Source organism: Acidovorax sp. SUPP2539 (genome assembly GCF_030158975.1).
Taxonomy (GTDB): domain Bacteria; phylum Pseudomonadota; class Gammaproteobacteria; order Burkholderiales; family Burkholderiaceae_C; genus Paracidovorax.
In genome coordinates, this window is record NZ_BQXJ01000004.1 from 336,612 (window position 1) to 359,918 (window position 23,307).

The window sequence follows — 23,307 nt, forward strand, 5'->3', positions numbered from 1 at the left end:
GCTTGGCCGTTGCGGCATGCGACGGGGCGCAGAGACTGGCCACAATAGCGCCATGTCCGATGTGCATTCCCCCGAACTCCTCGCGCAGGTGGCCGCGCTGCCGCCCTTGCCGGGTGTCTACCGTTATTTTGATGCGCAAGGCGCCTTGCTCTACGTGGGCAAGGCACGCAACCTCAAGAAGCGCGTTTCCAGCTACTTCACCAAGACCCATGGCGGTACGCGGATCGGCCACATGGTGGGCCGGATCGTCCGGCTGGAGACCACGGTGGTGCGCTCCGAGGCCGAGGCACTGCTGCTGGAAAACAACCTCATCAAGTCGCTGAATCCGAAATACAACATTCTGTTTCGGGACGACAAGAGCTATCCGTATCTCAAGATCACCGGCGTGGCCGCCAAGGACGGAACCGGCGAGGCGCCAAGCCAGCTGTTCCCGCGCATGGCCTACTACCGCGGCGCCATCGACAAGCGGCACCGCTACTTCGGTCCCTACCCGGGGGCCTGGGCGGTCAAGGAAACCATCTTGCTGCTGCAGAAGGTGTTTCGCCTGCGCACCTGCGAGGACACGGTGTTTGCCAACCGCACCCGGCCCTGCCTGCTGTACCAGATCAAGCGCTGTACAGGCCCCTGCGTGGATTTGATCTCGCCCCAGGCCTATGCGAGCGATGTCGCGCATGCGGAAGCCATGCTGCGGGGCGAGACGCAAGAGCTGCTGCGATCGATGGAGGCCCGCATGATGGAGCATTCCGGCCGCCTTGAGTTCGAGCAGGCAGCCGATGTACGCAACCAGATCACCGCGCTGTCGCGCGTGCTGCACCAGCAGGCCATCGAAACCGTGTCCGACAAGGATGTGGACATTCTGGCCGTGAAGGTGCTGGGCGGGCGCGCCTGCGTGAATCTCGCCATGGTGCGGGGAGGTCGGCACCTGGGCGACCGCGCGTACTTTCCCGTGCACGTGGAAGACGCTGCGGCCGTGTTCCAGGCAGAGGAGGGCGCGGACGACGCCGAGCCCCCAGGTGAGGCCGCCTCCATTGAAGGCGGGCAGGGCGGTGAATTGGCTGGCGCCACGGTGGATCAAGGAAAGTCGGCTCAGGCCGCGCGCCCTGCGCCGGCGCGTTCCGTCGAGGCGCAGGTGCTGGAGGCCTTCATCGCGCAGCATTACATCGGCGTGCCGGTGCCCCCTGCGCTCGTCGTGAGCCAGCCGGTCGATCGCGCACTGATCGATGCGCTGTCCCAACAGACCGGTGTGCGTGTGACGGCGGTGCACCAGCCGCGGGAGCAGCGCCGTGCCTGGCTGGACATGGCCCAGAAAAATGCAGACATCCAGCTGGCCCGCCTGCTTGCCGAAGAGGGCTCGCAACAGGCACGCACCCGGGCCCTTGCCGAGGCGCTGGACCTGAGCGAAGAGGACCTCGATACCCTCACGATCGAGTGCTTCGACATTTCGCACACGGCGGGCGAGTCCACCCAGGCGTCTTGCGTGGTGTTCCACCACCACAAAATGCAGAGCAGCGAGTACCGGCGCTTCAAGATCGAAGGCATCACGGGCGGAGACGACTATGCAGCCATGCGGCAGGTGCTCATGCGCCGCTACAGCAAGGTCGCGGAAGCACAGCGCGAGGCCGGGGGTGCGGAGCCCGCGCCAGGCCAAGCCCGGCTGCCCGATCTGGTGCTGGTGGACGGCGGCAAGGGGCAGGTGAGCATGGCGCGCGAGGTGTTCACCGAACTCGGCCTGGACCTCAGCCGCATCGTCGGCGTTGAAAAAGGCGAGGGCCGAAAGGTGGGGCTGGAAGAACTGGTGTTTGCCGATGGGCGTGAAAAGGTCTACCTGGGCCGGGACTCTGCTGCCTTGATGCTGGTCGCTCAGATCCGCGACGAGGCGCACCGCTTCGCCATTACCGGCATGCGGGCGGCGCGGGCCAAGGTGCGTGTGGGCGGGGGGCAACTGGAAGAGATTCCGGGCGTGGGGCCGAAGAAGCGGGCGCGGCTGCTTCAGCGGTTCGGCGGCGTGCGCGGGGTCGCAGCGGCCAGCGTGGAGGACCTGATCACGGTGGAGGGCATTTCGCGCGATCTGGCCGAGGAGATCTATCGCGCGCTGCGTTGACTGGATTGGCCTCGTTCGGCGATGGTGGCCGAACGGACATGACACAATCGCCGCATGTTCCTGACCATCCCCACCATCATGACCTGGACGCGCATCGTCGCGATACCTTTGATCGTGGGGGTGTTCTACGCGCCACTGGAGCCGACCACGCGCAACCTCATCGCGACGGTGATGTTCGTCATCTTCGCCGCGACGGACTGGCTGGATGGCTATCTGGCGCGCAAGCTCAACCAGACCTCGTCGTTCGGCGCCTTCCTCGACCCGGTGGCAGACAAGTTCCTGGTCTGTGCTTCCTTGCTCGTGCTCGTGCATCTGCAGCGGGCCGATGTCTTCGTTGCCATGATCATCATCGGGCGGGAAATCGCGATCTCGGCACTGCGCGAGTGGATGGCGCAAATCGGCGCGTCGCGCAGCGTGGCCGTGCACATGCTCGGCAAGGTCAAGACCACGGTGCAGATGATCGCGATCCCTTTTCTGTTGTACGACGGGCGGCTGTTCGGCGTTGTCGACACGGGCGTCTGGGGCACATGGCTGATCTGGATTGCCGCGGTGCTCACCGTGTGGTCGATGGTGTATTACCTTCAAAAGGCGCTTCCGGAAATTCGCGCTCGGGTCAAGAAATGATGGGACATCGCACCGCGCATTGACGAGTGGTGCGAGCATGGAAATTCCGCCCAGCAGATTGTCAATACGGGATGTGCCTATGGGCGCAACGCCCTGAGAAAAAGCCTTTGGAAGCCCCGGCCCGCTTCACAAATGCGTCTAGAATTCGCTGCTACGCTGCCGTAAAACGGCGCACTGTATTGACACCCGGAAAGTCGATGGCTTTAATCTGACACAGCAGAATCTGCCCCAGTGTCAGCCCTTCCCCGCCTGCTTGATGTGCCGTTTCGTTGCGGTCGGGCACGGCGCGTGTCGGAGGGCCAGATTTGCAAAAGACATTCCATCCACTCTTTTCCCGAGAGGCTTCTTGTGAATAAAACCGAACTGATTGAGCACATTGCTAACAACGCCGACATCTCCAAGGCTGCAGCAGCGCGAGCGCTGGAGTCCACGATCGAGGCGGTCAAGAAGACCCTGAAGAAGGGCGGTACGGTGTCTCTCGTCGGTTTTGGTACTTTTGCTGTGGGCAAGCGCGCTGCGCGCACCGGCCGTAATCCCCGTACGGGCGATACGATTAAGATCAAGGCTGCTAAAGTCCCGAAGTTCCGTCCAGGCAAGGCATTGAAGGATGCTCTGAACTGATGGTTTCTGTTTAAGGTGGGGTGCTTAGCTCAGTTGGTAGAGCGGCGCCCTTACAAGGCGTAGGTCGGCGGTTCGACCCCGTCAGCACCCACCACCGAACAAAAAGGCGAACGCGAGTTCGCCTTTTCTTTTGTCGCCACTGAAAGATCGCACATGTTCGAATCCATCCGCAAGCACTCCAAGATCGTGATGTTCTTGCTGTTCTTGCTGATCATTCCGTCTTTTGTCCTTGTCGGCATCGACCGCAGCTACTTCTCCAGCAAGAGCCCAGTGGTCGCACGCGTCGATGGCCACGACATCACGCAGGACGAATGGGACAACGCCCACCGCGCTGAAACGGACCGTATTCGCGCGCAATCTCCCACGGTGGATGCCAAGCTGCTCGACACGCCTCAGGCGCGCTATGCGACCTTGGAGCGGATGGTGCGTGATCGTGTTTTGCAGACCGCCGCGCAGAAGATGCACCTGATCGCCAGTGATGCGCAGTTGGCTCGCACTTTGCAAGGCATTCCCGCCATCGCGAATCTCAGGCGCCCGGATGGCACGCTGGATGCGGAGGCCTATCGCGCCATCGTGGGAGCGCAGGGACTGACGCCGGAAGGTTTTGAAGCCAATGTGCGCCGCGACATCTCCGTGAATCAGGTGATGTCGGGTGTGCTGGGTTCGGCTTTCAGCAGCAACGCGCAATCTCAGTTGGCGCTGGATGCGTTGTATCAGCGGCGCGAAATCCAGATCGCGCGCTTCAATGCCGCTGACTTCGCCACCAAGGTCACGCCTTCGGATGCCGATCTGGAGGCTTATTACACGTCGCACGCAGCATCGTTCCAGCAGTCCGAGCAGGCCAACATCGAGTATGTGGTGCTGGACACGAATGCAGTGCAGTCCAGCATCGTCGTGAACGAAGAAGACCTGCGCACCTACTACAAGCAAAATCTGGAACGCTTGGCTGGCAAGGAAGAGCGCCGCGCCAGCCACATCCTGATCAATGCGAGCAAGGATGCCCCTGCTGCCGATCGCGAAAAAGCCAAGGCACGTGCGACCGAATTGCTGGAGCAGGTTCGCAAGGCCCCTGGCACATTCGCCGAATTGGCCAAGAAATACTCGCAAGATACCGGCTCCGCAGCCTCTGGTGGAGATCTGGATTTCTTCGCCCGCGGTGCGATGGTCAAACCTTTCGAGGATGCCGCCTTCTCCATGAAGAAGGGCGAGATCAGCAACGTGGTGGAGTCTGACTTCGGCTATCACATCATTTTGCTGACCGACATCAAGGCACCCAAGCAACCCAGCTTCGAGCAATTGCGCCCCACGCTTGAGACAGAGCTGAAGCAGCAGCAGGCTCAACGCAAGTTTGCGGAAGTGGCTGAAGCCTTCACCAACGGGGTGTACGAACAGGCAGACGGTTTGCAATCCGTCGCAGACAAGCTCAAGCTCAAGGTGCAGACCGCCAACGGCGTGACGCGCACGCCCGCTCCCGGGGTGCAGGGGCCTTTGGCCAATCAGCGCTTCCTGGAAGCGCTGTTCTCCCCGGATTCGCTGGAGCACAAGCGGAACACGGAAGCCATCGAAACCAGGCCCAGCGCCCTGGTGGCAGGGCGAATCACGTCGTATACGCCTGCGCGTGCATTGCCGCTGCAAGATGTTCGTGCCCGCGTGAAGGATTTGTATGTGGCTGAGAAGTCCGCGGAAATGGCTCGCAAGGAAGGCGAAGCCAAGCTTGCGGCCTGGAAGGCTGCGCCTGCATCGGCCACGGGCCTCGCGCCTGCGCTCACCATCTCTCGAGACCAACCGCAGAATCTGCCTCGGCCTGTGATCGATGCCGCGCTGCAGTCCAATGTGGATGCTTTGCCTTCATGGACTGGCGTTAGCCTGGGTGCCCAGGGCTATGCCGTGGTGAAGGTCAACCGCTTGATGCCACGTCCTGCGCCTGATGAGGCAGCAAGCCGTCAACAGCACCAGCAGTATGCGCAGGCGGCCGGTTCTGCAGAAGCCTTGGCCTATTACGAAGTGCTGAAAGACCGTTTCAAGGTGCAGTTCAAGGTGCCTCGCCCGGTGGTTGCGCCTGTTCTGGAAAATTGATGGGCGTTTCGTCGGATAGCGATTGATTTATGGGTATAATTTAAGTCTGCGGTGGCTGTAGCTCAGTTGGTAGAGTCCAGGATTGTGATTCCTGTTGTCGTGGGTTCGAGCCCCATCAGCCACCCCAAGTCATCAAAAGCGCTGCAATCGAAAGATTGCAGCGCTTTTTTCTTATGTGCGTGGTGTTTGCCAATTTCAGGTGGATCATGAAATTGTTCACGGCCCGCATCGCACAAGGCCAAGCCGCCTACAAAAACAGTGAGGCCACCTGCTCAGAATAGGGAAAATTTTGAAAGGGCTGGAAATGCATGAGAAGCACGCGCAAGAGACAGTTTTTGGGGTGGCCGACGGAGCCACTTACACGGCCGAGTTGTGCCTGAGCAAGGCAGGGCGTTACTACTTCGCACAGATCCAGGTAGACGGCCATAACTTGCCTCTACCTGATGGCCATTGGCCTAATCGCGACGAAGCCATGGTCGCACTCTCCGATTTTGCTTCCGGTGCGCGCAAGCCGGATGAACCGCAGGTGGAAAGTACTACGAGAAGGTGATTTAACTCGCCGAAGGGGCGAAATCAAGCATGCAAGACGCCTGCACGAATCTTCATGCAGGTCTTCAGTTCAGATGTCTTCCAGCAAAGCATAAGGAAGCGTTCCTAACGCAAGCGTCACTCCCTCAGCGCCGCCTGCGCGCAGCGATTCGCCTGTGGAGGTGATTTGGAGGGACACCAGGGCATCCACGCCTCCATCTGGAGACGCTGCTGTTTGCACCACCACACCGCAAGGTTGTTCGCTGTCGCTGGCGGCGAAGACCTCCAATCCGACCGCAATGGGTTGGGCTGCGTGGGCGAGATAGGTGCGTCGTTTCAATGTGCCACGGAATTGACTGCGAGCCACGATCTCCTGGCCGGGATAGCAGCCCTTCTTGAAATTCACGCCTCCGATGGATTCGTAGTTCAACATTTGAGGCACGAACAAGTCCACGAGGGGCGCTGTCAGTGTTGCCACTCCACTCTGGACTTCGCCCCACTCCCACAATCCGGGCGCGAGAAAATTCCCGACCGGCGCAGGTGCGGTGGACGGTGCCACCCACAGTGCACGCGGCTGACCCACTGCCGGATACAGATGCACCACAGTGGCGACGTCCCGCTCGGCTTTGGACCACGGTAAGGGTGGCTCACCCGCTGTCAGCGCAGTCACCGCATCCCCTGCCAAGCCATACAGGGCGAAATCTGCCGTGGCATCGCTCAACCGGGCCTTGGCACGCAGCACGAACATGGACAGCCGTTTGAGCGTAGGAGCGAGCAGGTCGCCACTGCAAATCAACAGCACTTCCGTGGCGCTGCGCTTGAAGCCGATGAAGCTGGCCTGCACCCGTCCCTTGGCGGAAAGGAATGCGGCCAATCGGGCCTGATCCATGCCCAGCAGCGCGAAATCCTGGGTGAGCTGGCCATGCAGGAATTTCGCTGCATCTTCCCCTTCCACGCGAATCACGCCGAGGTGGGGCAGGGGGGCTATGCCATTCAAGGGATAAGTCATGGCTGAATTATGATGCCCGGTTCCTTCCCTACAGGCTGCCAAGGTTGTGCGTCGTTTTTTCGCGTTGTTGCTAGTCATTGTGTGCTCCGCGACTGCGGCAGCGGTGTGGTGGTTGCACCAGCCCATGCCCGTTCGCAGCGGCGTGTCCTCCGCGCAACCGCTGGAGTTGGCGATCGAGCCGGGCACCACGCCCCGCGGTGTCGCGCGTGATGTGGTCGCCGCCGGTGTCGACGCCGATCCCCGTCTGCTCTACGCCTGGTTTCGCCTGTCCGGCCAGGACCGTCTGATCAAAGCCGGGAACTACGAAATTCCGACAGGCACCACCCCACGCGAGCTGCTGCAAAAACTCGTGCGTGGGGAAGAGGCTCTGCGCGCCGTCACCTTGGTAGAGGGATGGACCTTTCGGCAGGTCCGCCAGGCGCTGGCGCGGGAAGACCAGTTGAAGCCCGATACCAAAGGCCTCGCTGACGACGCCATCATGGCGCGCCTTGAGCGTCCCGGCGTGCCGGCGGAGGGCCGTTTTTTCCCCGATACCTACACCTATGCCAAAGGCAGCAGCGATTTGTCCGTGCTTCGCCGGGCGATGCATGCCATGGACCGGCGCCTGGAGGCGGCGTGGGCGCAACGTGTGACGGACACGCCTTTGCGAAGCGCCGACGAAGCCCTCACCCTGGCGAGCATCGTGGAAAAGGAAACGGGCCGTTCTTCGGACCGTGCACAGATCGCGGGCGTCTTCAGCAACCGATTGAAGGCGGGCATGCTGCTTCAAACCGATCCCACCGTGATTTATGGTCTGGGTGAAAAATTCGACGGCAACCTGCGCCGGCGTGACCTGCTTGCGGACACGCCCTGGAACACCTACACCCGTCCCGGCCTTCCCCCGACGCCCATCGCGATGCCAGGCAAAGCCTCGCTCATCGCTGCAGTCCAGCCCGAGAAGACCAACGCCTTGTATTTCGTTGCCCGAGGCGACGGGACCAGCCAGTTCAGCCCGACCCTCGATGAGCACAACCGTGCCGTCAACCGCTACCAGCGGGGGCAGCCTTGACCATGCCCCAACACGGCAGAAAGTCCACCATGGAGCCCGCGGGCCGGTTCATCACATTCGAAGGCATCGACGGTGCGGGCAAGTCATCGCACATCGACACCTTGGCTGCGGCCTTTCGGCGCCAGGGCGAGACCGTCACGGTCACCCGGGAACCCGGTGGCACGCCGCTGGCGGAAAAGATTCGCGCGCTTTTGCTGAATGACGCCATGGACGCTCTCACGGAGTCGCTGCTGGTGTTCGCGGGTCGCCGCGACCACCTGCGCTGCGTGATCGAGCCTGCATTGGCAAGGGGCGAGGTGGTGCTGTGCGACCGCTTCACGGATGCCACTTTCGCGTATCAGGGCGGCGGACGCGGCTTCGATGCGAAGGTGCTATCTATTTTGGAGCGCATCACCCAATCAGGTATTGCGCTGGAGCCTGAAAAAATGCGCGATCCTGATCTGACGATCTGGTTCGATCTTCCTCCGGAGATGGCCGCTGCACGCCTGGCCGATGCACGTGCTCCCGATCGCTTCGAATCGCAGCCTGCCGATTTTTTTGGCCGGGTGCGGCAGGGTTATGCCGAGCGCGCCTCGGCGGCGCCGCAGCGCTTCGTGCGCCTGGACGCAGGACAGCCCCGGGATGCGGTGTGGTCGCAATTGACCGGCTCGCTTGTTCAGCGAGGCTGGCTGCAGGCGGGCCCTTCAGACGTTGGCGCGGGTGCATCATGAGCCATCCTTCATTGATCGCCCCGTGGATCGCCGCGCAACGCCAGACGCTGCTGGCACAGCGGGGTCATGCGTGGCTGCTGAGTGGCCCGTCCGGGCTGGGCCAGTACGCGTTGGCCATGGAATTGGTACGGGCCTGGTTGTGCGATACGCCCACAAATGATGGCGCATGTGGTCACTGCGGCAGTTGCCATGCGGTCGAGGTGAGAACGCATGCAGATCTTTGCGTACTCATGCCCGAAACGCAGATGATGGAGCGCGGCTGGCCATTGCCGGAGAAGGCGCAGTCCGAAATCGACGACAAGAAGCGCAAGGCCAGCCGTGAGATCCGAGTGGATGCCATGCGGGACGCCGTGCAGTTCGCGCAGCGTACTTCTGCCCGCGGGCGTGGCAAGGCTGTGCTCGTGTACCCCGCAGAGCAGATGAACAACGTCACGGCCAATGCGTTGCTCAAGACGCTGGAGGAGCCGGCAGGCGACGTTCGATTTGTACTGGCCACCGAGGCGGCGCACCAATTGTTGCCCACGATCCGAAGCCGCTGCCTGGGGCACACGATGCAATGGCCCACCGAATCCGACATGGTGAATTGGCTGGTTCAGCAAGGGTTGGAATCCGAAGCCGCCAGCGCATTTTTGCGGGCGTGTGGTGGTCGTCCCGATGACGCATTGAGTTTGGCCCGTGCCGGGCGCAGCCCGCAATCGTGGTCGCAACTGCCCAAGGCGGTCGCCAGGGGTGATGTCACGGTGTTGGCCGATGCGTCTCCTGCCCAGGCGGTGGACGCGTTGCAGAAACTTTGCCATGACCTGATGGCGTGCCGGGTCGGCGCGGCGCCACGCTACTTTGCAGTGGCGGACCTGCCGACGCCGCCGGGCCTCGGGCCGTTGAGCCGCTGGGCGAAGGCTTTGGCAAAAGAGGCACGTACCGCCGATCACCCCTTCAATGCGGGGCTCATGCTGGAAGCGCTTGTTGCCCAGGCGCGAAACACCCTACACTCGCGCCATTGAAGAAGACGCCCCAAGACCATGAGCAGCCCCTCTACCGCGCCCCGTCCCAGCGTCATGCAGCTGGCCATCAAGGAGAAGGCGGCTCTGTATGCGGCCTACATCCCCTTGTTTGCCGAAGGCGGCATCTTTGTACCGACGCAGCGCGAATACAAGCTGGGCGATGATGTCTACGTGCTGTTGACGTTGCCGGAAGACACGCAGCGTTATCCTGTCGCGGGGCGAGTGGCCTGGGTGACCCCCGCTCGGGCGGCCGGGAATCGGACACAGGGGGTCGGCATTCAGTTTCCGAGGGACGAAAAATCCCGCATTCTCAAGCTCAAGATCGAAGAGTTGCTGGGGACCAGCCTGGGATCGGATCGGCCGACGCAGACCCTCTGAGCGCCCGGCGCCGTTGCCATGCCGACCGAATGCCGGTCGGCATTTTTGTTTGGATTGCGCATGTTCACAGATTCCCACTGCCATCTCACCTTTCCGGATTTGGTCTCCCAACTGCCAGCCATTCGCCAGGCCATGGCCGATGCCAGCGTGGATCGTGCGCTCTGCATCTGCACCACCCTGGAGGAGTTCTCCGATGTGCATGGGCTGGCCATGACCTACGACAACTTCTGGAGCAGCGTGGGCGTGCATCCCGACAACGAGGGCGTTGCCGAACCTTCCGAGCAGGATCTGCTCGATCGTGCTGCCTTGCCGAGGGTGATTGCCATCGGCGAGACCGGCCTCGATTACTACGGCATGGAAGACCGCAAGGGGGGGCGCAGCATCGCCGATCTGGAATGGCAGCGTGATCGTTTCCGCACGCACATCCGTGCTGCCCGCGCGTGCGGCAAGCCCTTGGTCATCCACACGAGAAGCGCCTCGGACGATACCCTGGCCATCCTGCGCGAAGAGGGCGAGAACGGAGTCGGTAACCGTGCGGGCGGGGTGTTCCACTGTTTTACCGAGACCGCCGAAGTGGCTCGCGCAGCCCTTGATCTGGGCTACTACATTTCGTTTTCCGGCATCGTGACGTTCAAGAGCGCTCAGCATTTGCGGGATGTGGCGGCTTTCGTGCCCTTGGACCGGATGCTGATCGAAACGGATAGCCCCTACCTTGCGCCGGTGCCCTACCGTGGCAAGACCAACAACCCGTCCTACGTTCCCTTCGTGGCGCAGCAGCTGGCCGACGTCAGAGGGATGCCCGTGCAGGAGGTGGCGCTGACCACGAGCCGCAATTTCGACACACTGTTTTTTTCTGGAGCCACCCCATCATGATGGTCCGTCGCCGAGTGCTCGCTTCCCTCGCTTTGGCCGCCGCGGCGCTGTGCGGCGCATGCGCCCACGCCGGTGCGTATGAGGATTTCTTTACCGCCGTATTGCGCGACGACGACTCCGGCATCAACTCGCTGGTGCGCCGGGGATTCGATCCGAATACGCGCAATCCGAAGGGTGAGGTCGCGCTCACGCTTGCGTTGAAAGAAGGCTCCATGCGCGCCTTTGCGGCGCTGATGGCGGCCAAGGGCATCAAGGTGGAAGAGCGGAACGTCAAGGATGAAAGCCCGCTGATGCTGGCAGCGATCAAGGGCAATGTCGAGGCGGCGCGCGCGCTCATTGCCAAGGATGCCGATGTCAACAAGACGGGGTGGACGCCTCTGCACTATGCAGCCTCCGGCACCACGCCGCAGCAGGCGGCCATCACCACGCTGCTGTTGGAAAACCATGCCTACATCGACGCCGCGTCGCCCAATGGCACCACGCCCTTGATGATGGCAGTGAGCTACGGCACGGCCGACGTGGCCAAGCTGCTGCTGGACGAAGGAGCGGACCCCACGCTGCGCAATCAGATCGGTCTGGGTGCCGCTGACTTCGCGCGGCGTGCCGACCGCAAGGACATGGAGGAACTCGTGGCAGAGGCCGTGCGCCGGCGGCAACCCCGCCGCGGACAGTGGTAGGGCGGCGGAGCGTTTCGCCTTCGGTCGGACCCGGAGCGCAGCGGAGGTTCAGTGCCCCCCAGGGCGGGCCTGGAGCCGGGCGTAGAGGCCGCCTTGGGCGATCAATTCGGCGTGCGTGCCTTGTTCGGCAATGCGTCCCCGCTCCATCACCACCACCCGGTCGGCATGCTCGATGGTGGACAGGCGGTGAGCGATCACGAGCGTGGTGCGCCCCTGCATGAGGCGCTGCAGCGCGTCTTGCACCAGACGCTCTGATTCGGTATCCAGTGCCGATGTGGCTTCGTCCAGGATGAGGATCGGCGCATCCTTGTAAAGCGCTCGGGCGATGGCCAGGCGCTGGCGCTGCCCGCCCGACAGCTGCGTCGCGTTGTGGCCCACCACGGTGTGCATGCCGGAAGGCAGCGCCGCCACATGCTCGGCCAGGTTCGCGGCGGCCAGACAGTCCTGCACGCGCTGCTCATCGATTTCGCCGCCCAACGCCACGTTGGCTGCCACCGTGTCGTTGAACATCACCACGTCCTGGCTGACCATGGCAAATTGCGACCGCAGGGCTTGCAGGTTCCAGTGCGACACGGGCTGGCCATCCAGGAGGACCTGGCCGGCGCTCGGCGCGATGAAGCGGGGCAACAGGTTTACCAAAGTGGTTTTGCCGGCGCCGGACGGGCCTACGAGCGCCACGGTTTCTCCGGGGTGCACGGTCAGGTTCACACGGTCCAGGGCCGTGGCCTGCTCTTCGCCGAACGCCACGGTGACGTCTTCCAGGGTAATGGCTCCCGAGGTGCGCGTGGGCGCGTGGCTGCCTCCGCCCTCTGCCCGGGTGTCCCCCAGCAGGGCCAATCCGCGTTCGAGGGCCGCGACTCCCCGGGTCACGGGATTGGCCACGTCCGCCAGGCGGCGGATCGGTGCGATCAGCATGAGCATCGCTGTGATGAATGCCGCAAAGCCACCCACGGTCACATCGCGTTCGCCGCTGGCATGGCTTTGCCAGAGCGCCACGCAAATAACGCCCGACAGGGCCGCGGCGGCGAGCAACTGGGTGAGGGGGGTCATCGCCGCCGAGGCGATGGTGGCCTTGATGGCCAGTCGCCGCAGGCTCTGGCTCAGAACACCGAAGCGCCGCGACTGGCTGGGTTGTGCCCCGTGCAGCCGAACCATGCGATGGGCCAGCACGTTTTCTTCCACCACATAGGCCAACTGGTCGGTCGCTTCCTGGCTGCTTTTGGTGATGCGGTAGAGCCGCCGGGACAGCGTCTTCATGATCCAGGCCACGCCCGGCACCACGATGGCGACGATGAGCGTGAGCTGCCAATTGAGGTAGAGCAGGTAACCCAGCAGCGCAATCAGGGTGAATCCGTCGCGAGACAGCCCCATCAGCGCCTGCACGAGCAGCGTGGCACCGGTCTGCACTTCGTACACCACTGTGTTGGACAGAGTGCTGGCCGACTGCCGCGTGAACAGCGCCATTTCGGCTGCGAGCAGGCGGTCGAAGAGCGCCTCGCGCAGCTTCATCATGCCTTCGTTGGCAATGCGGGCGAGGGCGTATTGACCCGCGAACTGCGCCAATCCCCGCACCAGAAACACACCCATGATGGCTAGCGGGACCATCCAGAGTTTCAAGGAGCCTTCGGTGAATCCCTGGTCGAGCAAGGGCTTGAGCAGGGCGGGAATGAGGGGCTCGGTGACCGCTCCGACCAGCGTGGCCAGCACGGCGAGGGTCCATGCGGAGCGCTGGTTGCCGAAATAAACGGAAAGCCGCCGGAGCCTGGCAGCCAGGGTGAGGCGGGCGGTTTGTTCGGAAGCCGGAAGGGGGCGGGGGTCTGGGGCGTGCATGAGGCGCGGATTCTACGTAGGACCGCATCCAAACCTCGCACAGTTTGTCACAGGGGTATCCCACCAGTGTGTAACATCCACGGTCTGTCCACCGGCATTTGCTCGGTATCCGATGGCTGCCAATGACTATTGACCGAAATCCATCCTCCATTCTTGCTGCGGCCCTGCCGCACCTCTCTCGCCGGCACGCTATCACCGCGCTGGTTTCTTCCTCCGCACTGCCCGCACTGGCCCAATTCAGGGTCGAGATCACCGGCGTGGGTTTGACCCAGCTTCCCTTTGCGATCTCGCCGTTCCGTGGCGAGGCGCAGTCCCCGCAAAAGATCTCGGCCATCATCCAGGCCGACCTGGAGCGCAGTGGCCAGTTCCGGGCGGTCGATTCTTCCGGACCAGCGCTCGACGAAACGTCGCGACCCGACGTCGCCCTGTGGAAGCAAAAGGGGGCGGAATCGCTCACGACCGGCAGCATCACGCGCTTGCCCGATGGTCGCTTCGACATCCGCTTTCGTTTGTGGGACGTGGTGCGCGGCCAGGACCTCGGTGGCCAGAGCTTCGTGGTCACGCAGGGCGACCTGCGTCTGGTGGCCCACCGCATCGCTGATTTCATCTACGAAAAGCTCACGGGCCAGCGGGGGGTGTTCTCGACCCGCATCGCGTATGTGACCAAGTCCGGCCCGCGCTACAGCCTCTGGGTGGCCGATGCGGACGGAGAGAACGCGCAATCGGCGTTGTCCAGCCCGGAACCCATCATTTCACCGGCTTGGTCTCCCAGCGGTGGGCAATTGGCCTATGTGTCTTTCGAGTCGCGCAAGCCGGTCGTCTATGTGCACGATGTGGCCTCAGGCCGGCGCCGCCTGATCGCCAACTTCAGGGGTTCCAACAGCGCGCCTGCATGGTCTCCCGACGGCCGCACGCTCGCCGTGACTCTGAGCCGCGATGGTGGCTCGCAGCTCTACACCATCGATGCCAATGGCGGCGAGCCGCGTCGGCTCATGCAGAGCACTGGCATCGATACCGAGCCCATGTTCTCGAGCGATGGCCGGAGTATCTACTTCGTCAGCGACCGGGGCGGTGCGCCGCAGATCTACAAGGTCGGCACCTCGGGCGGCAATGCCGAGCGTGTGACGTTCACCGGTTCCTACAATATTTCCCCCAGCATCAGCCCCGACGGCAAGTGGTTGGCTTACGTCTCGCGCATAGGCGGTGCGTTCAAGTTGCACGTCATGGATCTGGGCACGGGTACGGCCACGGCCGTGACCGACACCACTGCGGATGAAAACCCCAGCTTTGCGCCCAACAGCCGCCTGATCGTCTACGCGACGCAGCAACAAGGCCGTGAAGCGCTCATGACGACCACGCTGGACGGCAAGATCAAGGCACGCTTGGCCGGGCAGGGCGGTGATATCCGCGAGCCCGACTGGGGCCCGTTCCAAAAACAGTGACCGTCATCTTTCGATTTTTTGATCATTTGGACTTGAGGAGTATTTCAATGAACCGCTTTCCCTTCAAACGCATTTCCGCCATCTTCATCGCAGCAGCCATCGTGGCCGGCTGCAGCTCCGGCGTGAAGCTGGAAGACGTGCCTGTCGAAGACAAGGGCGCCACGTCGACGATGCCAGGCAATGCCGGCGCCAACCCCAACGGCGCTTCGCAAAGCGGTGTCGCTCCTGTGGACCTGAGCCAGTCGGCGCGCGATGGCGCAGGCCCTGTCGGCGTGAGCCGCATCGTGTACTTCGACTACGACAGCTATGCGGTCAAGCCGGAGTTCCAGTCGCTGATCGAGCAGCACGCCCGTTTCATCAAGGCCGGCCAGAACCGCAAGGTCATGATCGAAGGCCACACCGACGAACGTGGCGGCCGCGAATACAACTTGGCCCTTGGCCAAAAGCGCGCAGAAGCGGTGCGCCGTTCGCTCGCCTTGCTGGGCGTGTCGGAAGCGCAAATGGAAGCCGTGAGCTTCGGCAAGGAAAAGCCTGCGGCACAGGGCAGCACGGAAGACGTGTACGCCCAGAATCGCCGCGTTGAGCTGTCTTACCGTTGATGAGCGCGCAGATGGTGGTTCCCCGCAAGGCACTTGCCCTGCTGGCCTTGGCCCTGTCGGCGGCTTTCGCTCCGGCAAGCCACGCCGCGCTGTTCGAGGATGAAGAAGCACGCCGCGCCATTCTGGAATTGCGCCAGCGTGTGGACACGCTGCAACAGGCCAACCAGCGTTCGGGTGACGATCTTCGCCGCTCTGGCGACGAGACTTCCCAGATGCGCCGAAGCCTGCTAGATCTGCAAACGCAGATCGAAACCCTGCGGACCGAGCAGGCCAATCTGCGTGGGCAGAACGAGCAGTTGCTGCGGGATGTCTCGGAGTTGCAGCGCCGTCAGAAAGACATCGCCCAAGGCGTTGACGAACGGCTGCGCCAGTTCGAACCTGCCAAGGTCACGATGGATGGTCAGGAGTTTCAGGCCGATCCCGCCGAAAAGCGGGATTTCGATGCGGCATTGGCTGTCTTTCGTACTGGCAAATTTCCGGATGCCGTGAGTGCATTCGGAAATTTCCTGAAGCAGTACCCCCGCAGCGGCTATGCGCCTTCCGCCAGGTTCTGGCTGGGCAATGCCCAATACGCTACTCGCGATTACAAGGAAGCCATCAACAACTTCAAGGCCTTGCTGGCTGCTGCGCCTGACCATGCGCGTGCCCCGGAAGCTGCGTTGTCGATCGCCAACTGCCAGATCGAGTTGAAGGACACGCGCGCCGCCCGCAAGACGCTGGAAGACCTGATCCGCGTCTACCCCCAGTCCGAAGCGGCTGGAGCGGCCAAAGAACGCTTGTCGCGCCTGAAGTGAGCGGCACGGTAGAGCCTTCGGCAGACATCCATTCGCACGTCCATGCGATGCAGGATGCCGGCACCGCCGATCTCCAGCGCCGCTTCGGCGGCCTGGAGCGGCTCTATGGCGTGGACGGCGCCGCGCGCATTCGCAACGCGCATGTGGCCGTGGTGGGCATTGGCGGCGTGGGCTCTTGGACTGCGGAAGCGCTGGCGCGCAGCGGTGTCGGGCACCTCACGTTGATCGACCTGGATCAGGTGGCGGAGTCCAATATCAACCGCCAAATCCATGCCCTGTCCAGCACGGTGGGCCAGGCCAAGGTCGAAGCCATGCGAGACCGCATTGGACAGATCAATCCTGAGTGCAAGGTGACTTGCTTTGAGGAGTTTGCGGATGCCGACAACTGGCCGGCCTTGTTGCCGCATGGAGTCGATGCGGTCGTGGATGCCTGCGACCAGGTCAAGACCAAGGCGCTGATCGCTGACTGGGCGATTCGCGGTAAGCATCGGCTGGTGGCGGTGGGTGCTGCAGGCGGTAAACGGCTGGCGCACAAGGTGGACATCGACGATCTGTCGAACACCACGCACGATCCGCTGTTGGCCCAGATGCGTTACCGGCTACGCAAGCACTATGGTGCTGCGAAAGAGGGGCGCCGCATCGGTGTCCAGTGCGTGTTCAGCCGGGAAGCGGTGGCACCTCCCCATGCGTCCTGTGATATCGCCGGCGATGGTGACGGTTCACTCAATTGCCATGGCTATGGCTCGGTGGTGGCGGTGACCGCCACGTTTGGCCAATGCGCTGCCGGATGGGTCTTGGACATGCTGGCAACCGTGCCAAAGCGGTAGATCCGCATGGAAAAGACGCTATAATTCAAGGCTTTGCTGCATGGGTTCCATGCCGATGTGGCAAAGGTTGGGACGTTAGCTCAGTTGGTAGAGCAGCGGACTTTTAATCCGTTTGTCGTGGGTTCGACCCCCGCACGTCCCACCAAGATATGAATTGAATCAAGCACTTACGGCGATCACGCTGTAGGTGCTTTTTTCTTGTCCGTCTCTGGCAGATTTCTGCAGAACACTCTGCCATCAAGAGAGTCGAGTGCTTGATGTGTAGCGCATTCTTGCCACATGTGACTTCTATTTCATACAGACGAGTTGGTAGGCGCTGGGGGCGTTGAGGTTTGTCTTCCAACGAGCCATTCACAGAGAGCACGCATATGGAGGTGGTCGTCACGCCACACCTTGTTCAGCTTGACCTGCCTCCGTTAGGTTCGTCGGTGAATCTGCTCCTCTTCATGTCCATTTTTCCTGTGAAAGCGGACTCTACGAACCTTCAACTGATACGCCGTATGGGAAGCAGATCATGCGAGACCTTCAAAAGAAGAAACGCGACCATTAGCGTTGCCTCCCATTTCACCTAGGACTTTACCCTTCGAGGCATCATGCCCAAGTCTGATTTTCGCTGGCTATGCTGCCAACGACCAGCCCCCCAAAAACAATGGCGGTCAAAATTCGGGGTCGACCCGACCAAAATATTGGGGCTCGCTACAAACTGATTTTTCTCGTAGAAGCAAGCTACAAGTAAGCCTTCGATTCTAAGGTGCGTTCCTCCGGGCCTCCGCAGTGTTTGTGCTGGCCATCGGGCAGGAATAGGAGGAAATCAATGAAATCGATCAATAAATCTCTCATCACAACCGTCTTTGGCTTGGCGGCCGGCGTCGCCATGGCTGGGACTGATTATTTCTACGTCATGTCTCCCCCAGTGGGAGGGATTGCCGGCAACGTCAAGTTCGATTTAACAGTATTTAGCCCTGACCTTTACAACCGACCAATTTGGTCGGTAGACAATGCAACTGCGGCAATGAATCCAGCATTCAATCAGGATGGCGTCGCATTTAGCGGCTGGAATCTTGGTGACTTTACGGGTCTTGCGGTGCCGAGCCCTCTGGAAAACTACCAGCGTAGTAAGCCCGGGGCGAGTTATGGCGGAACAGCTGTGTCAGCGCACGATGTGCTTGATGGTGGGGTGGTTTCGCCACGTTATGGCGCAATGCTGAATGCCTACAATCTTCCTTGGAACCAGAGAACCGAAAATGGTGTGCCGGTGTTCAATGCAGACGGAACGCCCGTCGGCCACCATCGGAACATCATGGGCGGCAATCTTGACTATGCGTTTTCTCAAGACGTCGACTATCGACCTTTCGGGCGAGGGCCAACCAGCAAATTTAATTTCTCTCTGATGCTTCAAGTGCCGACTGCCCATACTGCGGGCAAAGCAAGAGCGCATGTCGGACCTTCATTTACGCTTGAAGAGAAAACCGGCAGTCAACCGAGGTATATCTGGTTTGGTGTGTGGGCCTTCGATTTCCCCTCCGGTGGCGAGCCGCCGGCTCCTGTTCAGAGCATCGCAAGGGATGAAGCAACGGAGAGTCCGATCATCGGCACGTCGTTCAACCCTGGAACCACGTACTCGACAACCGAGCCAGGGTCAGCATTTTCCACAAGCCAGCCTTGGACGGGATGGAGGTGGTTCTCCCTCTCCGTCTCATACTCTCAGGCTCAGGCTGCGCTGCAGTCTCTGAATAGCGCAATTTCTGCGGATCCGTCATGCGCTACTCCAGCCACAACACCGGCATTGATAAGGAAGTGCACTCCCTGGTCCATAAATCCAGCCGACTATAGATTGGGCCTTGTTCATCTAGACGGGGAAGTTGCGAGATCCAGTCCGGGCTCAGGAGGGGCGATGGGCTACAGCACCTATGGATGGTGGGTGTATTCAACTTATTGATTGGCGACTGAAAGTTGGAGGTGGTGATTCGTCAGGTTTAACCACTTTACATACCATTGGCCATGCAAAGCGCTGCATTTTCTAGATGCGGCTCTTTGCTTTGTGCGCCGTGGCGTGATTTCTTTTGCCCATAACCTGATTGCCAGGGCCTGAATGGTGGCCACTGAAACCCAGCGTTTCGCGCACGAACCTGCTGTTGCAATGTCGTGCTGAACTCAGCCTTTAGTTCAGAGGTTTTCTTGTTTTCGGCCTGCTAGAGTCTCGGCACGGAGGTCATATATGAATACCAAGGGACTCGCCATGGTGGCCATGGTGCTATGCAGCTGCACGCTATCGGCCACAGCGCAGGTTCATCGGTGCGCAGATGCCACAGGCAAGCTCACCTATTCGGATCAACCCTGCCAGGCAGGCCAGGCGGGCGCACAGATCGAACAGCGTAAAACGGCGGAAGTGTTGCAGCAGGAACGCGCGGAGGCGGCTCGGGCCCATCAGTTGAAGGCGCAACAGCAGCGCGCCGAACAGGACGCGCAGCGCCGTCCCACTCCAACGACTTCACCAGCGCCGACTGTCATGGCGCAAACGCAGCCCTCCGTCGAGTGCCGTGCCGCGCAAAAGGAGTTGGAGTTCGTCTCCAGTATCCGCACCCTGTCTGGTGCAGAAAAGCGTTCACGCATGAACGCCGCGATCAGCGGAGTGAATGCCTCATGCGGTACGCAGACACCGCTCATTCAGGAACCACCACCCCCTGTGATCCGGCAGATCGTCATGACGCACTGCGACACCAAGTTCTGCTACGACGATCGGGGTGCCGCTTATGGCCGAAGCGGGAACGGTGTGCTGACTGCGCCGGATGGACAGACGTGTACCGGGGCCGGCATGGCCTGGACATGCCAATGAAGATGCGTCGTCCGGTTTGACGGAGGGGGGGGCGCCACGCCGGTTGACCATTCATTGCACGGCGTTTGCGATGCCCTGCATGAGTGCGGGTGCGATCGCATTCAGCGCTTTCCTTTGGCCTTGAAGTGAATCGTTCGCGCATCGAATCGCCACGGTGCGAATGAAAGCGGCGGCACAAAAAAGGCAGCCCGCACAAGGCGGGCTGAAACTTGCTCAAGAGCAAGAAAGGGAGGTGTCGACAGGGAGTGTCGACAGGTCAATATTAGGCGCTGTTGGCCCCCATGTTGTCCCACTGCATGGAAAGTGGTGGATTGGTGCAAAATGGCGGGTTGACCTCGACGGCGCATGGGGGCGGTGCGCAAAAGCCAAGTGCTTGCCGAATGTCGATCCACCCTTGCCAGCCCCGTTGCTGCAAACGCCCACCCTCAAGAAAACTGGCGCGAAGGCGCGTCCGAATGGCTCATTTGCACGCGGGCCTCGTGTGCCTGATGTACCTGCTGCGGCAGCAGCGCGGGATTGGCACCCTGCACACCATCCGGTGCATCCGGCATGCACACTTGCCGGAGATCCGCCAATTTTCCAACCGGTTCTTCCCACATGGTGGTTACCTACCGATTCGCCAAATAGGAACGCACCGCCTGCGCAGAATTGCCCACGGCTTTCACCGCGATGCGCAACTCGTCCTCGGTGCAATTCAGAGACCGGGCCCAGTCGCGCACCTCATAGTCCTCGGCCAGGCTGATGAGCTTGCGGTCTTGCGCAGTTTTCGTGGCGTCGTCCGACATGCGTGGCTCCTGATGGAATGAGAGCGCCATGCTAGGTCTGCCGCTCGCGGACTTCGCGTAGGACGATTGCGGCAGGACAAGGCCATCGACCGCGATGGCCATGGGCGGCGGTCAAGGCCTGCGTTGCGGGGCCAGTTGAATGGTGCCGATGCCCTGCGGCGCTTCGCGCGCGGTCAGCCAGTGGATCCACAGGCCGCGAAGCCACGCCCCCATGTAGAGGACGCTGACGGCGAAGATGCCCCATTGGCCCGCCGTCCAGCTGGCATAGAACCAGAAGGGCTGGCCCAGCATGCCGAAGATGCAGGCCCAGCGCCGGCGTTCCTCGTGGCGCGATTGAGAGAGCCACGCCGCGGCGGCGCCCAGCAAGGCGATGGCGATTTGGTCGAAGCCCATGGGTGTGGGAATGGGTGGGGAAAGTATGGGCAACAACGGCGGTTCATCCCGCCAGATGGACGTCGAAGTACGCGCTTTCCGCCTCGCCCAAACCCTGGAACGCGGCTTGGCGCGCCGCGGTACTGGCTTTGCCCCATTGCCGCAGCAAGGCGAGATCGGCGGGTGGCACCACTTCGGGCGGCGACTCTTCCAGGCTGCGCAGCGTGTCCAGTGCCGCGGCGACCTGGGCGGCGGAGCCGAAGGCCTTTTCCATCGCTTTGGCATAGCGGCGTTCCGCGTTGTTGCGCTCGCGTTCGGGCAGGTTTTCCGGATAGTCGCGCAGGGTGACCGTGTAGGTGAGTTCTTCCGTTTCCATGGCGTGCTCCTTGGGTTGATGCTGTATGAATTTACAGTATTTTGGCCCAACTTTCATCCGGGTTTTTAGTGCCCGACCCTTGGAAGCGCTGGTCCTACACCTGCCCGGCCATGTGCGGCATACGCTGGCAGCTTCCTTTTCAGGAGCGAAAAAAATGGCACACGACAAATTGACGCCCGAGCAGGATCGCCAGCGCGATCAGGGCCATTTCAACCTCTATGGAATGCGCGACGACGCGCGCGGCCGTGGCGAAGTGGACGGCGAGAACCCCGGCGATGGCGAAGGTCCCCGGCGCTTCGGAGCCAGCGGTGACGAATCCACATACGCCAACCGCGCGCCGGAAGATGCGGTGCACGAGCATCCCACCGGCCCGATCGCCGCCGTCGATGCCTCCGGCTCGGCACGCGGCCTGGGCCTGGACTACGGAGGCGATGCACACAAGGAACCCCGTTTGTCCTCACGCCAGGGCGCGGCGCTGATCGGCGAGCTCGATGACCGAAAGAAGACGGAATAGGGCTGGCTTCATGCTGCCAGGCGCCTGTTTCGCCCGCTGCAGCGGCACCGCCGACCCCCACGTTTTCACCCTCCCTTGAAAGGCCATCGATGCACGCGTCCTCCATCCCCATTCCGACCCCGACCACCCCGCAGCCTCCGCTGGATACGCCTCCCCAGCCCGCCTGGACGCCTGTGCCCCCCGTCGAAGACCCGCCCGGAGGCGATGGGCCGCCCGTGCAGGAGCCGCCGCCTCACCACTGAGCCGGTACGGCGTGGGCCGCAGCCGATTGCAGGTCTTGAGCCCGATTGGCTTTTACCGCTTTATCCACGCCTTTGTTCGCTATGAAAAAAGTAGCGCCTGGTGGCGCTCAAGGCCGGTGTTCCATGACCAGGGAATACATCGCCTGGGCTGCGACCGACAGGCTGCGGTCCCGGCGCCGCACCAGGTAGATCTGGCGGGTCAGCCCCGGCAATGCCAGCGGCCGCGTCACCAGCCCGGGTTGGTCGAAGTGGAACAGCGTGAGGGTGGGCACCACGCTGATGCCCAGGCCCGCGCGCACCATGCCCATCACGGTGGCGAGCTGTTCCACTTCCATGAGCGTGTTCATCGCCTGCGGGTGCAGCGCTGCCTCCAGGTACTGGCGCACGCTGCTGGTTCGCGCCAGATGCACGAAAGGGAATGCTGCCAGGTCGGCGGGTTGCAGCGCAACGACCTTGCCGCCATGGCGCCGGCGACGCGCGAGCGGATGGTCGGCGCGGCACACCAAATGAAAGCCGTCGCTGCTGAACGGCTCGGCCTGCAGTTCCGGCGTATCGGCCCGGATGGCGGCCAGCGCGAAATCGGCCTTGCCCGTGGCCACCCGCTCGATGCAGGGTTCCGACAGCACATCGGCGATGTCCAGTTCGATGCCGGGATGGGCCGCGCGATACGCCGCCAGCACGCCGGGCAACCAGCCCGCCGCGAGCGAGGGCAGCAGGGCGATCGCCACGCGCCCCCGGCGCAGCGTAGCGGTGTCGTGCACGGCGGCGAAGGCGTTGTCGACCTCGGCCCGGATGCGGCGCGCGGACTCCAGAAAATCCTCGCCTTCCGCCGTCAGCGCCACATGGCGCGTGCTGCGGTCGAACAACCGCAGTCCCATCGCATCTTCCAGCGTGCGGATGAGGGCGCTGAAGGCGGGCTGCGACAGGTGGCAGTGCGCAGCCGCCCGCGTGAAGCTGCGCTGGCCGGCCAGGGCGAGAAAGGCATCGATCTGCCGTGTGGAGATATTCATTGAAGATTTGGATGAATTGATCCTGATTATCTAT

Annotated in this window: 25 protein-coding genes and 3 tRNA genes; 21 read left to right on the forward strand and 7 right to left on the reverse strand. The window is 62.1% G+C overall.

What is annotated here, in order from left to right; genetic code table 11:
- Positions 1-52 precede the first annotated feature (52 nt).
- The 7 genes from uvrC to AVTE2539_RS16230 all read left to right on the forward strand — a co-directional run bounded on the left by uvrC (position 53) and on the right by AVTE2539_RS16230 (position 5,972).
- Positions 53-2,101: an excinuclease ABC subunit UvrC gene (gene uvrC, locus AVTE2539_RS16200; protein ID WP_284412102.1), complete on the forward strand. Its 2,049-nt coding sequence runs from the start codon at positions 53-55 to the stop codon at positions 2,099-2,101.
- A gap of 54 nt (positions 2,102-2,155) precedes the next feature.
- Entirely contained in the window at positions 2,156-2,725 is a 570-nt protein-coding gene (gene pgsA, locus AVTE2539_RS16205; RefSeq protein ID WP_284406258.1) for a CDP-diacylglycerol--glycerol-3-phosphate 3-phosphatidyltransferase, read from the forward strand.
- Positions 2,726-3,073: 348 nt separating this feature from the next.
- On the forward strand, positions 3,074-3,346 hold the full coding sequence (locus AVTE2539_RS16210) for an HU family DNA-binding protein (RefSeq protein WP_007858657.1): 273 nt from the start codon (positions 3,074-3,076) through the stop codon (positions 3,344-3,346).
- An 18-nt stretch (positions 3,347-3,364) separates the two neighbouring features.
- Positions 3,365-3,440 (forward strand) — tRNA-Val (locus AVTE2539_RS16215).
- A 59-nt stretch (positions 3,441-3,499) separates the two neighbouring features.
- Entirely contained in the window at positions 3,500-5,422 is a 1,923-nt protein-coding gene (locus AVTE2539_RS16220; RefSeq protein ID WP_284412104.1) for a SurA N-terminal domain-containing protein, read from the forward strand.
- Positions 5,423-5,473: 51 nt separating this feature from the next.
- A tRNA-His gene (locus AVTE2539_RS16225) sits at positions 5,474-5,549 on the forward strand.
- 177 nt (positions 5,550-5,726) lie between these two features.
- Entirely contained in the window at positions 5,727-5,972 is a 246-nt protein-coding gene (locus tag AVTE2539_RS16230) for a hypothetical protein (protein WP_284412106.1), read from the forward strand.
- A 69-nt stretch (positions 5,973-6,041) separates the two neighbouring features.
- Here AVTE2539_RS16230 and ygfZ read toward each other — a convergent pair whose 3' ends face one another.
- The gene (ygfZ, locus tag AVTE2539_RS16235; protein WP_284412108.1) at positions 6,042-6,959 is read right to left on the reverse strand and encodes a CAF17-like 4Fe-4S cluster assembly/insertion protein YgfZ; all 918 of its coding nucleotides are present in this window, start codon (positions 6,957-6,959) and stop codon (positions 6,042-6,044) included.
- A gap of 46 nt (positions 6,960-7,005) precedes the next feature.
- On the opposite strand from ygfZ, the gene mltG reads away from it, so the two are divergent.
- The 6 genes from mltG to AVTE2539_RS16265 are packed head-to-tail and all read left to right on the forward strand — an operon-like array spanning position 7,006 to position 11,646.
- Entirely contained in the window at positions 7,006-8,007 is a 1,002-nt protein-coding gene (gene mltG / locus AVTE2539_RS16240) for an endolytic transglycosylase MltG (protein WP_284412110.1), read from the forward strand.
- Between the two features lie 29 nt (positions 8,008-8,036).
- A complete protein-coding gene (gene tmk / locus AVTE2539_RS16245; RefSeq protein WP_284412112.1) occupies positions 8,037-8,717 on the forward strand; it encodes a dTMP kinase in 681 nt (226 codons plus the stop codon).
- On the forward strand, positions 8,714-9,718 hold the full coding sequence (locus tag AVTE2539_RS16250) for a DNA polymerase III delta subunit-related protein (protein ID WP_284412114.1): 1,005 nt from the start codon (positions 8,714-8,716) through the stop codon (positions 9,716-9,718). The genes tmk and AVTE2539_RS16250 overlap by 4 nt, the downstream gene beginning before the upstream one ends.
- Before the next feature lie 18 nt (positions 9,719-9,736).
- The gene (locus AVTE2539_RS16255; protein ID WP_272568678.1) at positions 9,737-10,096 is read left to right on the forward strand and encodes a PilZ domain-containing protein; all 360 of its coding nucleotides are present in this window, start codon (positions 9,737-9,739) and stop codon (positions 10,094-10,096) included.
- Positions 10,097-10,156: 60 nt separating this feature from the next.
- The gene (locus AVTE2539_RS16260) at positions 10,157-10,969 is read left to right on the forward strand and encodes a TatD family hydrolase (protein WP_284412116.1); all 813 of its coding nucleotides are present in this window, start codon (positions 10,157-10,159) and stop codon (positions 10,967-10,969) included.
- Entirely contained in the window at positions 10,966-11,646 is a 681-nt protein-coding gene (locus tag AVTE2539_RS16265; protein ID WP_284406266.1) for an ankyrin repeat domain-containing protein, read from the forward strand. Before AVTE2539_RS16260 ends, AVTE2539_RS16265 begins: the two co-directional genes overlap by 4 nt.
- Before the next feature lie 48 nt (positions 11,647-11,694).
- Here the strand turns inward: AVTE2539_RS16265 and msbA are convergent, their stop codons facing one another.
- Positions 11,695-13,476, reverse strand: coding sequence for a lipid A export permease/ATP-binding protein MsbA (gene msbA, locus AVTE2539_RS16270; protein WP_284412119.1), 1,782 nt, complete (start codon positions 13,474-13,476; stop codon positions 11,695-11,697).
- Between the two features lie 122 nt (positions 13,477-13,598).
- Here msbA and tolB point away from each other — a divergent pair, with 122 nt between their 5' ends.
- The 7 genes from tolB (at position 13,599) to AVTE2539_RS16305 (ending at position 19,974) form a co-directional block, all read left to right on the forward strand.
- Positions 13,599-14,918: a Tol-Pal system beta propeller repeat protein TolB gene (tolB, locus tag AVTE2539_RS16275; RefSeq protein WP_284412121.1), complete on the forward strand. Its 1,320-nt coding sequence runs from the start codon at positions 13,599-13,601 to the stop codon at positions 14,916-14,918.
- Between the two features lie 47 nt (positions 14,919-14,965).
- Positions 14,966-15,517 carry a peptidoglycan-associated lipoprotein Pal gene (pal, locus tag AVTE2539_RS16280; protein WP_284402253.1) on the forward strand — a complete coding sequence of 184 codons (552 nt, stop codon included), beginning with the start codon at positions 14,966-14,968 and terminating at the stop codon, positions 15,515-15,517.
- Positions 15,517-16,311, forward strand: coding sequence for a tol-pal system protein YbgF (gene ybgF / locus AVTE2539_RS16285; RefSeq protein ID WP_284412123.1), 795 nt, complete (start codon positions 15,517-15,519; stop codon positions 16,309-16,311). Before pal ends, ybgF begins: the two co-directional genes overlap by 1 nt.
- A 47-nt stretch (positions 16,312-16,358) precedes the next feature.
- On the forward strand, positions 16,359-17,138 hold the full coding sequence (locus tag AVTE2539_RS16290) for a tRNA threonylcarbamoyladenosine dehydratase (RefSeq protein ID WP_284412494.1): 780 nt from the start codon (positions 16,359-16,361) through the stop codon (positions 17,136-17,138).
- A gap of 69 nt (positions 17,139-17,207) precedes the next feature.
- Positions 17,208-17,283: transfer RNA gene (locus AVTE2539_RS16295), tRNA-Lys, on the forward strand.
- 669 nt (positions 17,284-17,952) lie between these two features.
- Positions 17,953-19,077, forward strand: a complete 1,125-nt coding sequence (locus AVTE2539_RS16300; RefSeq protein WP_284412125.1) for a hypothetical protein — start codon at positions 17,953-17,955, stop codon at positions 19,075-19,077.
- A 279-nt stretch (positions 19,078-19,356) separates the two neighbouring features.
- Entirely contained in the window at positions 19,357-19,974 is a 618-nt protein-coding gene (locus tag AVTE2539_RS16305; protein WP_284412127.1) for a DUF4124 domain-containing protein, read from the forward strand.
- A 425-nt stretch (positions 19,975-20,399) separates the two neighbouring features.
- Here AVTE2539_RS16305 and AVTE2539_RS16310 read toward each other — a convergent pair whose 3' ends face one another.
- The 4 genes from AVTE2539_RS16310 to AVTE2539_RS16325 form a co-directional block, all read right to left on the reverse strand.
- The gene (locus AVTE2539_RS16310; RefSeq protein WP_284412129.1) at positions 20,400-20,573 is read right to left on the reverse strand and encodes a hypothetical protein; all 174 of its coding nucleotides are present in this window, start codon (positions 20,571-20,573) and stop codon (positions 20,400-20,402) included.
- 9 nt (positions 20,574-20,582) lie between these two features.
- The gene (locus AVTE2539_RS16315; RefSeq protein WP_284406271.1) at positions 20,583-20,759 is read right to left on the reverse strand and encodes a DUF3606 domain-containing protein; all 177 of its coding nucleotides are present in this window, start codon (positions 20,757-20,759) and stop codon (positions 20,583-20,585) included.
- Positions 20,760-20,870: 111 nt separating this feature from the next.
- Positions 20,871-21,152 (reverse strand): hypothetical protein, encoded by a 282-nt coding sequence (locus AVTE2539_RS16320; protein WP_284412131.1) that lies wholly within the window; start codon positions 21,150-21,152, stop codon positions 20,871-20,873.
- A gap of 43 nt (positions 21,153-21,195) precedes the next feature.
- Positions 21,196-21,507: a hypothetical protein gene (locus AVTE2539_RS16325; RefSeq protein WP_284402239.1), complete on the reverse strand. Its 312-nt coding sequence runs from the start codon at positions 21,505-21,507 to the stop codon at positions 21,196-21,198.
- A 154-nt stretch (positions 21,508-21,661) separates the two neighbouring features.
- On the opposite strand from AVTE2539_RS16325, the gene AVTE2539_RS16330 reads away from it, so the two are divergent.
- Positions 21,662-22,021 (forward strand): hypothetical protein, encoded by a 360-nt coding sequence (locus AVTE2539_RS16330; protein WP_272568694.1) that lies wholly within the window; start codon positions 21,662-21,664, stop codon positions 22,019-22,021.
- 349 nt (positions 22,022-22,370) lie between these two features.
- Here AVTE2539_RS16330 and AVTE2539_RS16335 read toward each other — a convergent pair whose 3' ends face one another.
- Positions 22,371-23,273, reverse strand: coding sequence for a LysR family transcriptional regulator (locus AVTE2539_RS16335; protein ID WP_284412133.1), 903 nt, complete (start codon positions 23,271-23,273; stop codon positions 22,371-22,373).
- Between the last annotated feature and the right edge of the window lie 34 nt (positions 23,274-23,307).

What these genes read in the sequence shown, in the direction of transcription:
- uvrC (WP_284412102.1), top strand. Translation starts at nt 53, where the DNA reads ATGTCCGATGTGCATTCCCCCGAACTCCTCGCGCAGGTGGCCGCGCTG.
- pgsA (WP_284406258.1), top strand. Translation starts at nt 2,156, where the DNA reads ATGTTCCTGACCATCCCCACCATCATGACCTGGACGCGCATCGTCGCG.
- AVTE2539_RS16220 (WP_284412104.1), top strand. Translation starts at nt 3,500, where the DNA reads ATGTTCGAATCCATCCGCAAGCACTCCAAGATCGTGATGTTCTTGCTG.
- AVTE2539_RS16230 (WP_284412106.1), top strand. Translation starts at nt 5,727, where the DNA reads ATGCATGAGAAGCACGCGCAAGAGACAGTTTTTGGGGTGGCCGACGGA.
- ygfZ (WP_284412108.1), bottom strand. Translation starts at nt 6,959, where the DNA reads ATGACTTATCCCTTGAATGGCATAGCCCCCCTGCCCCACCTCGGCGTG.
- tmk (WP_284412112.1), top strand. Translation starts at nt 8,037, where the DNA reads ATGGAGCCCGCGGGCCGGTTCATCACATTCGAAGGCATCGACGGTGCG.
- AVTE2539_RS16250 (WP_284412114.1), top strand. Translation starts at nt 8,714, where the DNA reads ATGAGCCATCCTTCATTGATCGCCCCGTGGATCGCCGCGCAACGCCAG.
- AVTE2539_RS16255 (WP_272568678.1), top strand. Translation starts at nt 9,737, where the DNA reads ATGAGCAGCCCCTCTACCGCGCCCCGTCCCAGCGTCATGCAGCTGGCC.
- AVTE2539_RS16260 (WP_284412116.1), top strand. Translation starts at nt 10,157, where the DNA reads ATGTTCACAGATTCCCACTGCCATCTCACCTTTCCGGATTTGGTCTCC.
- AVTE2539_RS16265 (WP_284406266.1), top strand. Translation starts at nt 10,966, where the DNA reads ATGATGGTCCGTCGCCGAGTGCTCGCTTCCCTCGCTTTGGCCGCCGCG.
- msbA (WP_284412119.1), bottom strand. Translation starts at nt 13,476, where the DNA reads ATGCACGCCCCAGACCCCCGCCCCCTTCCGGCTTCCGAACAAACCGCC.
- tolB (WP_284412121.1), top strand. Translation starts at nt 13,599, where the DNA reads ATGACTATTGACCGAAATCCATCCTCCATTCTTGCTGCGGCCCTGCCG.
- pal (WP_284402253.1), top strand. Translation starts at nt 14,966, where the DNA reads ATGAACCGCTTTCCCTTCAAACGCATTTCCGCCATCTTCATCGCAGCA.
- ybgF (WP_284412123.1), top strand. Translation starts at nt 15,517, where the DNA reads ATGAGCGCGCAGATGGTGGTTCCCCGCAAGGCACTTGCCCTGCTGGCC.
- AVTE2539_RS16290 (WP_284412494.1), top strand. Translation starts at nt 16,359, where the DNA reads ATGCAGGATGCCGGCACCGCCGATCTCCAGCGCCGCTTCGGCGGCCTG.
- AVTE2539_RS16300 (WP_284412125.1), top strand. Translation starts at nt 17,953, where the DNA reads ATGAAATCGATCAATAAATCTCTCATCACAACCGTCTTTGGCTTGGCG.
- AVTE2539_RS16305 (WP_284412127.1), top strand. Translation starts at nt 19,357, where the DNA reads ATGAATACCAAGGGACTCGCCATGGTGGCCATGGTGCTATGCAGCTGC.
- AVTE2539_RS16310 (WP_284412129.1), bottom strand. Translation starts at nt 20,573, where the DNA reads ATGTGGGAAGAACCGGTTGGAAAATTGGCGGATCTCCGGCAAGTGTGC.
- AVTE2539_RS16315 (WP_284406271.1), bottom strand. Translation starts at nt 20,759, where the DNA reads ATGTCGGACGACGCCACGAAAACTGCGCAAGACCGCAAGCTCATCAGC.
- AVTE2539_RS16320 (WP_284412131.1), bottom strand. Translation starts at nt 21,152, where the DNA reads ATGGGCTTCGACCAAATCGCCATCGCCTTGCTGGGCGCCGCCGCGGCG.
- AVTE2539_RS16325 (WP_284402239.1), bottom strand. Translation starts at nt 21,507, where the DNA reads ATGGAAACGGAAGAACTCACCTACACGGTCACCCTGCGCGACTATCCG.
- AVTE2539_RS16330 (WP_272568694.1), top strand. Translation starts at nt 21,662, where the DNA reads ATGGCACACGACAAATTGACGCCCGAGCAGGATCGCCAGCGCGATCAG.
- AVTE2539_RS16335 (WP_284412133.1), bottom strand. Translation starts at nt 23,273, where the DNA reads ATGAATATCTCCACACGGCAGATCGATGCCTTTCTCGCCCTGGCCGGC.